Below are 9,922 nucleotides of genomic sequence, written 5' to 3' on the forward strand. Positions count from 1 at the left end.
GTCACCGGATCGATCCGCCTCATCCGCCTCGGTCAGGAGGAGATCATCTGACTCCCGATCCGCTCCTGGGCGGTGAGCAGGTCGCACAGTTCCTCCGCGTCCTCTCCCGACGCGGTCATGATCAGGCCCCTGTCCATCTCCACCCGGGACAGCGACCGCCTCATCCGGGTCGCGTACCAGCGCCCCGCGTCACTTCTCCAGATCGACCAATGGCTTCCGTACTCACTGCGCAACTGACTCCACGCGAGATCCTCGGCTGAGATCGGCACTGCCATCACCTCCAGGCTCGGTGCCAGGAAGCAGCAGTGTGCTCGTCCGGACACGAATGGTAGTGAGAAGCGACCTCCCCCGTCTGGAGCCCCCGCCACCGTGGGCACGACGAAGATCTTCCGTTGGATGCGCTGACTTCACCTGATCTTGGTGTGCCGGAAATGACACGGGTATTCGGAGAAGGTTAGGGATCAGGTCATTTGGGGTTACCTGTCCGGGTAATCGGCTGGGTCACCATCGCGGCAAGGTGCAGTGCTCGTTCCTGCGGCTCCCGGGATGGAACATGAGGATCGTACGGCTGGCCAACTTCATCGCCCCCCGATCGGGAGGCCTCCGCACCGCCCTGAACGAACTGGGCGCGGGCTACGAGGCCGCCGGGCACGAAGCGGTGCTGGTGATTCCCGGACCCGAGGCCGGCAGGCGCGACACACCCTCGGGACAGATCATCACGGTGCCGGGTCCCGTCGTCCCGGGGTCGGGCGGCTACCGGGTCATCACCGCGCGCCGGTCGCTGCGCCGGCTGCTCGACGACCTCGCTCCCGACCGGCTGGAGGTCTCCGACCGCACCACGCTCCGGTGGACGGGACGCTGGGCCCGCTCGCGGGGTGTGCGGTCGCTCATGGTCTCGCACGAGAGCCTCGACGGCCTGCTGCGCCTGTTCGCCCCGCGCTTCCTGCCCGCGTTCCCCGGCTCGGGCGACGCGCGGGCCGAGCGGATCGTCCGAGGGCTCGCGGACCGCCTCAACCGGCGGACGGCGGCCGACTTCGACATGGTGGTCTGCACGACGGAATGGGCTGCGGCCGAATTCAGGCGGCTGAACGTGCCCAACCTGATGCGCGTCCCCCTCGGCGTCGACCTGGCCCGGTTCTCCCCCGCGCGGCACGACCCCGAGTTTCGCCGCCGGTTCGCCGCGCCCGGCGAACCGCTGCTCGTCCACTGCAGCAGGCTTTCACCCGAGAAGCGACCCGACCGGCCCATCGAGGCGTTGCGCGAACTCCGCCGCCGGGGCGTGCCCGCCGTACTGGTCGTGGCGGGGGACGGACCGCGGCGGGCGGCGCTGGAGGCGCGGGCGCACGGGCTGCCGGTCCGGTTCCTCGGGCACGTCTCCGACCGCGACCTCCTCGCGCGACTGCTCGCCACGGCGGACGTCGCCATCGCGCCCGGCCCCATCGAGACCTTCGGGCTGGCCGCGCTCGAGGCCCTGGCGAGCGGAACCCCCGTCGTCGTGTCGCGGGCGAGCGCACTGCCCGAGGTCATCGGCGAGTCCGGGGTCGCGGTCGGCGACGACCCGGGCGAGTACGCCGACGCGGTGCGACTGCTCCTGGCCGGCGAGGAACGGCATCGCCGTGACCGCGCCCGCCGCCAGGCCGAGCGCTTCGACTGGCCGGGCTCCGCGGACGGGTTCCTGCGCGCCCACGGGCTCGCGAACCTGATCGGAGGTCGACGCTAGTGGCAACCCGACTCGTGGCGCTGGGTGACTCGGTCACCGCGGGACTCGGCGACCCCCTCCCCGGGGGCGGTTGGCGCGGCTACGCGGCCATCCTGGCCGACGCGCTCGGCCCGCACGGGCAGGTGGAGTTCAGCAACGTCGCCACGTCCGGGGCGACGTCCCGCGACCTCGCCGCGGACCAGCTTCCCCGCGCCCTGTCCCTGCGCCCCACGCTCGCCACGGTGCTGGCGGGGGTGAACGACACACTGCGCGGCACGTTCGAACTTACGGCGATCGCGTCCGACATCGAGGAGGTGGTCGGAGGGCTGCGCCGCACGGGCGCCACCGTGCTCACCATCCGCCTGCCCGACCCGGGACTGATGCTGGGCATCCCCGACCTCGTCCGGCGGCCCCTCACCCGCCGGGTCCGGGCGATCAACACGATCCTCGACCACGTCGCCCGCCGGTACGACACGGTCCACGTCGACCCGGCCTGCCATCCGGCTCTGTACGAGCGGCGGATGTGGGGGGTCGACCGGCTCCACCCGAGCGAGCGCGGCCACCGCCTGCTCGCCCGGCTCATCGCCACCGAACTGGTCGCACGCGGCGTCCCCCTGGACGCGATGCCCGACGCGGAACCCAGCGGCGCGAACCCCTCCGCCTGGGCGAGCGCGCGCTGGATGGCCGTCGAAGGCACCGGGTGGGTGGTGCGCCGCTCCCGCGACTTCCTGCCCGAACTCGCCCGTCTCGTCCTCAGCGAGGCATGGCACGACGTCCGCGGCCGGGCGGCCCTGCTCGACCAGCGGTTCCACACCGATCTCGATCACGCCCTGCGGCACCTCGGCGCGCGTCCCGTCGTGACCGGCCCGCGGCGAACGCCCTCTCCCTCCCCGCACGTCGCTACGGAAGATGCCTGCCCATGAGAGTCGCCATCGTCTCGGAGTCCTTCCTCCCTCAGGTCAACGGGGTCACCAACTCGGTCTGCCGCGTCCTGGAACATCTCGAACACCACGGCCACGAGGCGATGGTGGTCGCGCCGGGCCGCGGCCCGGCGGACTACGCGGGCTTTCCCGTGCGGACCACCCCGGCCTTCCGCCTGCCGTTCTACCGCTCGTTCCGGGTCGGCCTGCCCAGCGGCGAGATCATGTCGTCGCTCGAGGCGTTCGAGCCCGACGTCGTTCACCTCGCCTCCCCCACCGTGGTGGGAGCGTCCGGCATGACGGCCGCAGCCCGGCTCGGCGTCCCCGCCGTCGCCGTCTTCCAGACCGATCTCGCCGGCTTCGCCCGCCAGTACGGCATGCGGGGCGCCGACGCGGCCATCTGGAGTTGGCTGCGCCACATCCACGTCCGCGCCGCCCGCACGCTCGCCCCCTCCTCGGCGACGATGAGCGAGCTCAACGCGCATGGGATCCCGCGGCTGTCCCTGTGGGGCCGGGGCGTCGACCTCGACAGGTTCAACCCCGGGCACCGCTCGGAACGGCTCCGCCGTGAGCTGGCTCCCAACGGTGAGGTCATCGTCGGCTACGTGGGCCGTCTGGCGGCCGACAAGCGCGTCCACCTGCTGGCCAGGCTGGCCGATCTGCCGGGGGTCAAGCTGGTCGTCGTGGGAGACGGCCCCGCCGCCCGGAGCCTGCGACGCCGCATCCCGGAGGCGGTCTTCTGCGGGCTCCGCACCGGCACGGAGCTCTCGGAGATCCTGGCCTCGTTCGACGTCTTCGTGCACACGGGCGCGAACGAGACGTACTGCCAGGCCGTACAGGAGGCGTTGGCCGCCGGGGTCCCGGTCGTCGCCGCGGCGGCGGGCGGCCCGCTCGACCTCGTCCAGCCCGGGCACAACGGGCTGCTCTACCCGTCCGGCTCCCCCGAGGCGATGCGCGACGCCGTCGCCCACCTCGTGGCCGACAACGAGGCGCGGGCGCGGATGAGCGGCAACGCACGCGCGTCCGTGCTCCACCGCACGTGGAGCGCCCTGTGCGCTCAGCTCGTCGGCCACTACGAGAGCGCGGTCGCGGAGGACTTCCAGCCGCACGAGGACGCCTGGTCCCCGCGGATGGCCGACCCGTCCGAAGCGCACGCGAGCACCTGATTTCCGGGCGGATGTCACGCTTTTCGCGGCTCGTTTCGTCTCGGAAGTGAAAGGCGCCCGACAGGGGCGCCGGAAGCAGAGAAGAGACGACATGACCACCACGAAAGGCACCCAGCAGATCGTCGTCCTGGGCGCCGGCTACACCGGAATGCTCGCCGCGATCCGCGTGGCGGGGCGCACCCGACGTCACGGCGGGCACGTCACGCTGGTCAACCCCTCCAGCCGGTTCACCGAGCGGCTGCGCATGCACCAGATCGCCACCGGCCAGTCGCTGGGGGACTTCCAGATCCCGGACGTGCTCGACGGCACCGGCGCCGACTTCGTCCAGGGCTGGGCGACCGCCATCGACCCCGACGCCCGCGAGGTCACCGTGACGACGTCCGACGGGACGCGTGTCCTGCCGTACGACCGGCTGGTCTACGCCCTCGGCGGCAAGGCCGACCGCGCGATGGTCCCGGGAGCGGACGAGCACGCCCACACTCTCGACGATCCCGCGGCCGCGGCCCGGCTGGCCTCCAGGCTGGCCGAGATCGCGCGGACCGGCGGCACCGTGGCGGTCTGCGGAGCGGGCCTCACCGGCGTCGAGGCCGTCACCGAGATCGCCGAGTCCTTCCCCTCCGTACGGACCGTCCTGATCAGCCGCGACGTGCCCGGCGCGATGATGGGCGAACGCGCCCGCGCGTACCTGAACCGGGCCCTGGAGCGCCTCCACGTCGAGGTCCGGTCCGGGGTGGAGATCACCAAGGTGCTGCCCGACGCGGTCGAACTGTCGGGAGGCGAAATGGTGCACTCGGACGCCACCCTGTGGACGACCGGTGTCCGCGCCGCGCCGCTGGCCGCGCGCTCCGGCGTCACCACCGACGATCACGACCGGATCGTCGTCGACGCCACGCTGCGCTCGGTCTCCCACCCCTCGATCTACGCCGTCGGCGACGCCGCCGCCGTGCGTCAGGCGTACGGAGTGATGCACGGCACCTGCCAGAGCGGCCTGCCGACGGCCGTGCACGCCGCCGACGCGATCGGCGGGGAACTGCGCGGCAGGCGGCCGGGGGCGTTCCGGTTCGGCTACCTCCACCAGCCCGTCAGCCTGGGCAGGAAGGACGCGGTCATCCAGTTCACCCGCGCCGACGACACCCCTCGCCGGTGGCACCTCACCGGCAGGCGCGCGATCGCCTACAAGGAGTTCGTCTCGAGCAGCCCGATGACGACCTACCGGCTGTCGAAGCTGTTCCCCCTCCCCAGCCGCGCGCTCTGGTCACGCGGCGGGCGCGGCAACCCCGCGCCGCGAGTCTGACGTGCGGCGCCGGGGCCGCACGGCGTGCTCGGGCGCGACTTCGCCCAGGTGCGCAGGCTCGCCGAGGGCCCGGACGCCGATCGGCAGGGACCTAGCAGCACTGCCAGGTGAACAGCGCCTTGTCGAAGCGCCGGGCGGCGAGGTCCTCCGGCCGGATCAGCCAGTAGAGCGTGCCGGCGTCTCCCCACATCATGTTCGCGCGGTCGTCGGAGTCGAACTGCGCGAGCAACGCCCATCTCCCGGCCTCCTCCCGGAGTCGCGGATCACGCCAGTCCACACCGCCGAGGGCGACCTGCGCCACCTCGTACTCCACGTCTCCCTGTACGGGAGCCGCGTAGCCGCCCACCCGATGGCCGATGTCCCCGGACGGGGGGAGCCTCCTGCGGAACGACCGCGCCGACACGGGATGGTCCTCGATCGTCTCAGGCTCGCCTCCGAACGCCTCGGCCAGGACCGGGTGGGTGGGCGTCGGGACCGTCACGACGGCGTGCGCCCGAAGGGGCACATAGGGATAGGGCTCGATCCCCTCCGGCGCCTGGCGCGGCGACGTCTCGGCTCCGGCCGGAACATGGAGGACGCGGGCCCCCGCCTGGGTCTCGGGGTCCCAGTGGCCGACGGTCTCCTCGCCGCCGTCGATCTGGCCGTCGAAGTAGAAGAACGACAGGACCCCGTCGGCCGGGAGCCCGTCCGGGTCCGCCGGTTCCAGAGCCGAGCAGTCCAGGGCCGCGACGAACGTCAACGGCCCCCGGTCCTCCCATACGGGCCAGGCGACGTCCGGCGGAAGCCGGGGATCGCCGCCGAGGTGTCCGACCACCCGGTCCCCGTCCTCCGCGTGGGTGAGCCGCAGGCCCGCCCTGAGCAGGGAGATCCAGGTGTCGGCGACATCTGCGGGAAGGTGGCTTCGTGCCAGGTCGGCCAGGCTCTCCCTGGTCGCTTCGCGGACTTCGGCTAGATCGTCCATGGTGTACGGATATTACGGGCTTCGGTCGGATGACTCTCAGTCCAGGAAGACGTAGTAGGAATCCACGGCCGGTTGACCGGTGTAGTTCGGCCCGGCGCCGTCGTCGGATCCCAGGTATCGATAGGGCAGGTCGCCGCCACCGCCGCTCCGGCAGGTGATCCGGCGGCGCCGCGAGTCGTAGGCGAACCCCGACGACCTGAGGACCGCGCTGAGGCGCCGTCCCGCCGGCGAACCGTCCTCCAGCCGGATGCACCGCATGTCGAAGTCGCCGACGAACAGGCCGTCGCCCGCCAGCCACGTGGGGATCCGGGAGAGCACCCCCAGTTTGTCGCCGACGTAGTGCAGACCGTGGACGCAGGTGATCAGATCGAACGGCTCATCGGGCTCCCACGAGGTGATCGATGCGGTGATCAGCCGCAGCCGCGGCGGCCGGGAGGGACCGGCGAAGAAGTCGACCAGGTCCACCCCCACGATCTCCGCCTCGTCTCCGAGTTCATGCGAGGCCTCGATGAGAGCCCGTGCCGTACCGCAACAGAGGTCGAGCCATCGCACCACCGGCCGGGCAGGTGACCGGGAGCGCAGGACGTCCAGCACGTCGAGGCCCAGCGCGCGGCCGTAGCCGTTGGAGCCGGTCAGGCCGCGTTCGCGGTTCATCGTGCGGTTGGCCACCACCGCGGAGCGCTCCAGCGTCTGGTCGTCGAGCAGTCGCACCGTCGAACCCCTTCCTGGACGGCGATCGGCCGATCACCGTGGCCCGCCCCATCACACCATCGCCCTACCCCGGCTCACGGTCCGGCCTGAGGGGAGCCCTCGGCGGCCTCCCGGCCACGGCGCAACCTGGCCAGCCAGGCCGGTGACCGCCGGCCCGGCCCGAGGCGGTAGGCGTCGAGCAGCCAGTCGCCCAGTCGGTCGCGGTCGATGACGACCACATCGTGATCCCGCGCCATCCTGGCCGCCTCCGCGCTGAGGTGATGCGAGGTGATCAGGACACCGCGATGGTCCCGGTACGGCCTGGCCTGCAGGGCCCCGACGAAGTCACGCACCTGTCCGGGGCCCACCGCACGCGTGTAGTACTTGCACTGGATCGCGTAACGCGCGCCGTCCGGAGCGACGCCGAGCACGTCGACGCCCCGGTCTCCCGCTCCCCCGATAACGGCCACCTTGCGGAAGCCGTCCCGGCGCAACAACTCGGCGGCGAGTTCCTCGAAGCGCCGTGGATCGAGCCGGTCGAGCCCGGCCCTGCGCAGCGCGTCCCTGCGGTAGCTCGCCCCCATTCGGCGGACCATGAGAAAGGCGGCGACCGGCAGGACGACGACCACGGCGGCGATCGTGAGCAATAACACCCACCCCATGGCTCTCACGGCCTCGGTCACCGCGATGAGCACGACCACGACGGCCGACGCCCACAGCACGCCGCTTCCGCGGGCTCCTCTCCTGCCGCGCCGCCGGTTCCGCACTGGTGATCTACGCCTCGCCATCGAGACCTCCAGGATCGGGGAAGACCCTGCCGAGTCTGATCGGCTCGACCGACAAAACCGTGCTCACAGCCCTTGATCACGCGAGCGGGAAGGAGGCCGTCTCCTTCCACAGCGCTCCGTCGTAGGTCTCCAGCGCCACGGCACGGACGCGAGTGATCACCGGCAGTCGTCCGGCCAGCTCGGCCTCGATCATGTCCTGGACGTCGGATGGCACGCCGTCGGCCACGGTCAGGTGCGGCATGACGTCCTCGAACCGCCCGCCGTACGGCGGAGCCTCCGGCCAGCGCGCCGCGACCGCCTCGGTCAGCTCCCGGAACGGGGCGTCGGGATCGGGAGCCAGGTAGATCACGTCGGGGAAGCGGCCGCAGGCGGAGAACCGCGCCTCGAACGTGGCATGGGCGACGAACACCTCCCCCAGCGCGGTCACGACCTCGGCGTCGACACGGCCGGCGTCCAGGAAGGGGTAGAGCACCGTCACGTGCGCGGGAACCCCATGGGCGGCGGAGGAGTCGAACCGTCGCCGCCAGGCGCCCACCACGGCTTCCGCCTCGGGCACGTGAACCACGAGCGCGGTCTGTCCCGGCAGGAACTCCGCCACCGGACACCTCTCAGTCGGTCAGGGATGCAGCGGATCTTCAGCCTTTACCGTTACCACGCGAAGGCTCCCCATGGGATATGTCCGATCAATCCGTGAACCACGCACAGAACTGACGAGTACGGGCAGGAGCGTCACGATCCTCGGCGAGGGCGCTCTCGTGACGGACGAGGGCCGCGGATGCCGGGCACGAAAAGACCGGCGCACCCCTCGATTGAACGAGGAATGCGCCGGTCATATGCGAAGTGCGCCGCCAGGGACTCGAACCCCGGACCCGCTGATTAAGAGTCAGCTGCTCTAACCAACTGAGCTAGCGGCGCCTGCGACGTGGGTAACCTTAGCAGCCCCGAGGACGGCACGCACATCGGAAATCAGGTGCGGGAGTTCTCGCAAAGGGCGCCATGACAGGCTCAGCTGCTGCTCCACGCACCGCTGGAGAAGGGGACCGGAGTACCCCTCTTGCCGGGACCGTCGCCCCACTTGGTCACCACGTACTCCACCGGGATGTGCCCCTGGGAGCTGCCGACGGTGAGCGTGTCGGGGTTCCAGCTGGCGCCCACGAGATCGGCGAAGGTCTTGCCGTCGATGTCGAGCATGACGCCGTCGCTCGAGGGAGTGCCGGGACCGCGGTCGCCGATGAAGAACTTGGCCCTGCGGCCGTTGTAGATGACATAGCCCTCGGTGCCGAGCGGCCAACTGGGGCTGGCGAACAGACCCTGCTGCATGGGCTTGCCGATCGCGGGCTGCCCAGTGTCTCCCAGACGGCCGGAGCCGTCGTCCCAGAAGTATGAACCGCTCGTCGAGCCCCGCAGGAGAACCTGCTCGTTCTCGACGCCGGCCGGAGCGGCGGCGAGGGTTTCGTTCAGCGCCGGCTTCACGACCGGTGCGGCACCCATGATGGAGGCGCCGATGATGGCGGCGCACGCCACGCTGGTCACGGACGACACGGTCCGGTGGGCGCGCACCTCGCGGACACCCTTGCCGAGCAGGTCACGGACGGCGTTGGTACACAGGCCGGCTACGGCCTTGGTACGCGGATCGAGAAAGGTCTTCATGGAAAGCCTGGGGATCTTTCGTGAGACGACGGATGAGCGACTTTGCGTCGGCGATCGAACCTTGCGGTTCGGACTGGCCGTGGACGCGGGTCGCTTGGCCGGGCGAGATGAGTCGATCGCCCGTGAGACACACGCTCAGGCGCGGAAGCTATGAGGACCGGCCGTGAGGCCGCCGTATGTCAGACGTGGTCCGAAAGGATCTGGAGCGAAGTCCGCAGGTGGGGTCACCCACCGCTGATCTCTTCTCCTGCACTAGCCGCCACCGGTCGGTAGCAATTGGGACTCTACAAGACAAGTCAGGATAGAACCAAGTAAATCCCCCATAACACCCAGAAGATCTACCGCTTCTCCCAAGGGGAGACCACGAGCTCAGACGGCCACAGGGCCTGATTCATCGCGGCAGAAGCCCCCATCACCTGAGTACGACGGCGTATCGAGGCAAAGCCCTCCAGGCAAAGAGCAAGTCAGGGGCTCGGTCAGGAAAGAGGGTGGGCACACATCGGCATGGAGAGGGTAAAAGCGGCCAGGGTAAACGGGCTCGTCAGGCCACGTCTCGTCACCGCCCCGATTGGGCAAAGCCCACAGGGCCGACCACGCCGATCGTCGAACCTCGCGCGAGAAGGGATGGGCGCCTCGCCGCATCGGCCGCCATCCGCCCGCCTCACCTCGCCTCGCCTCGCCTCGCCTCGCGAGCATGGGCGTCGCCGGAGGTGCGGGAGCAGCGGGGGCGCGGAGGTAGCGGGGGCGCGGAGGT

Annotated in this window: 10 protein-coding genes and 1 tRNA gene; 4 read left to right on the forward strand and 7 right to left on the reverse strand. The window is 70.9% G+C overall.

What is annotated here, in order from left to right:
• Positions 1-32 precede the first annotated feature (32 nt).
• Positions 33-275, reverse strand: coding sequence for a hypothetical protein (locus Pmi06nite_RS24965; RefSeq protein ID WP_203955546.1), 243 nt, complete (start codon positions 273-275; stop codon positions 33-35).
• Between the two features lie 278 nt (positions 276-553).
• On the opposite strand from Pmi06nite_RS24965, the gene Pmi06nite_RS24970 reads away from it, so the two are divergent.
• The 4 genes from Pmi06nite_RS24970 (at position 554) to Pmi06nite_RS24985 (ending at position 5,079) form a co-directional block, all read left to right on the forward strand.
• Positions 554-1,720 (forward strand): glycosyltransferase, encoded by a 1,167-nt coding sequence (locus Pmi06nite_RS24970; protein ID WP_203955547.1) that lies wholly within the window; start codon positions 554-556, stop codon positions 1,718-1,720.
• The gene (locus Pmi06nite_RS24975) at positions 1,720-2,622 is read left to right on the forward strand and encodes an SGNH/GDSL hydrolase family protein (protein ID WP_203955548.1); all 903 of its coding nucleotides are present in this window, start codon (positions 1,720-1,722) and stop codon (positions 2,620-2,622) included. The genes Pmi06nite_RS24970 and Pmi06nite_RS24975 overlap by 1 nt, the downstream gene beginning before the upstream one ends.
• The gene (locus Pmi06nite_RS24980; protein WP_203955549.1) at positions 2,619-3,785 is read left to right on the forward strand and encodes a glycosyltransferase family 4 protein; all 1,167 of its coding nucleotides are present in this window, start codon (positions 2,619-2,621) and stop codon (positions 3,783-3,785) included. The genes Pmi06nite_RS24975 and Pmi06nite_RS24980 overlap by 4 nt, the downstream gene beginning before the upstream one ends.
• Positions 3,786-3,876: 91 nt before the next feature.
• The gene (locus Pmi06nite_RS24985) at positions 3,877-5,079 is read left to right on the forward strand and encodes an NAD(P)/FAD-dependent oxidoreductase (RefSeq protein WP_203955550.1); all 1,203 of its coding nucleotides are present in this window, start codon (positions 3,877-3,879) and stop codon (positions 5,077-5,079) included.
• A 91-nt stretch (positions 5,080-5,170) separates the two neighbouring features.
• Here the strand turns inward: Pmi06nite_RS24985 and Pmi06nite_RS24990 are convergent, their stop codons facing one another.
• The 6 genes from Pmi06nite_RS24990 to Pmi06nite_RS25015 form a co-directional block, all read right to left on the reverse strand.
• Positions 5,171-6,040 (reverse strand): YwqG family protein, encoded by an 870-nt coding sequence (locus tag Pmi06nite_RS24990; RefSeq protein ID WP_203955551.1) that lies wholly within the window; start codon positions 6,038-6,040, stop codon positions 5,171-5,173.
• A 36-nt stretch (positions 6,041-6,076) separates the two neighbouring features.
• Positions 6,077-6,751: a class I SAM-dependent methyltransferase gene (locus tag Pmi06nite_RS24995; RefSeq protein WP_239114186.1), complete on the reverse strand. Its 675-nt coding sequence runs from the start codon at positions 6,749-6,751 to the stop codon at positions 6,077-6,079.
• 74 nt (positions 6,752-6,825) lie between these two features.
• Complete coding sequence (locus tag Pmi06nite_RS25000) at positions 6,826-7,452, reverse strand: restriction endonuclease (protein ID WP_203955552.1); 627 nt, start codon at positions 7,450-7,452, stop codon at positions 6,826-6,828.
• A 142-nt stretch (positions 7,453-7,594) separates the two neighbouring features.
• A complete protein-coding gene (locus Pmi06nite_RS25005; RefSeq protein WP_203955553.1) occupies positions 7,595-8,116 on the reverse strand; it encodes a 2'-5' RNA ligase family protein in 522 nt (173 codons plus the stop codon).
• A gap of 243 nt (positions 8,117-8,359) precedes the next feature.
• Positions 8,360-8,433 (reverse strand) — tRNA-Lys (locus tag Pmi06nite_RS25010).
• Positions 8,434-8,523: 90 nt separating this feature from the next.
• Positions 8,524-9,168, reverse strand: a complete 645-nt coding sequence (locus Pmi06nite_RS25015) for a hypothetical protein (protein WP_239114187.1) — start codon at positions 9,166-9,168, stop codon at positions 8,524-8,526.
• Positions 9,169-9,922: the final 754 nt, after the last annotated feature.

Source organism: Planotetraspora mira (genome assembly GCF_016863275.1).
Taxonomy (GTDB): Bacteria; Actinomycetota; Actinomycetes; order Streptosporangiales; family Streptosporangiaceae; genus Planotetraspora; species Planotetraspora mira.

Excerpts from the sequence above, each read along its gene's own strand:
- Pmi06nite_RS24965 (WP_203955546.1), bottom strand. The coding sequence starts at position 275 with ATGGCAGTGCCGATCTCAGCCGAGGATCTCGCGTGGAGTCAGTTGCGC.
- Pmi06nite_RS24970 (WP_203955547.1), top strand. The coding sequence starts at position 554 with ATGAGGATCGTACGGCTGGCCAACTTCATCGCCCCCCGATCGGGAGGC.
- Pmi06nite_RS24980 (WP_203955549.1), top strand. The coding sequence starts at position 2,619 with ATGAGAGTCGCCATCGTCTCGGAGTCCTTCCTCCCTCAGGTCAACGGG.
- Pmi06nite_RS24985 (WP_203955550.1), top strand. The coding sequence starts at position 3,877 with ATGACCACCACGAAAGGCACCCAGCAGATCGTCGTCCTGGGCGCCGGC.
- Pmi06nite_RS24990 (WP_203955551.1), bottom strand. The coding sequence starts at position 6,040 with ATGGACGATCTAGCCGAAGTCCGCGAAGCGACCAGGGAGAGCCTGGCC.
- Pmi06nite_RS25015 (WP_239114187.1), bottom strand. The coding sequence starts at position 9,168 with ATGAAGACCTTTCTCGATCCGCGTACCAAGGCCGTAGCCGGCCTGTGT.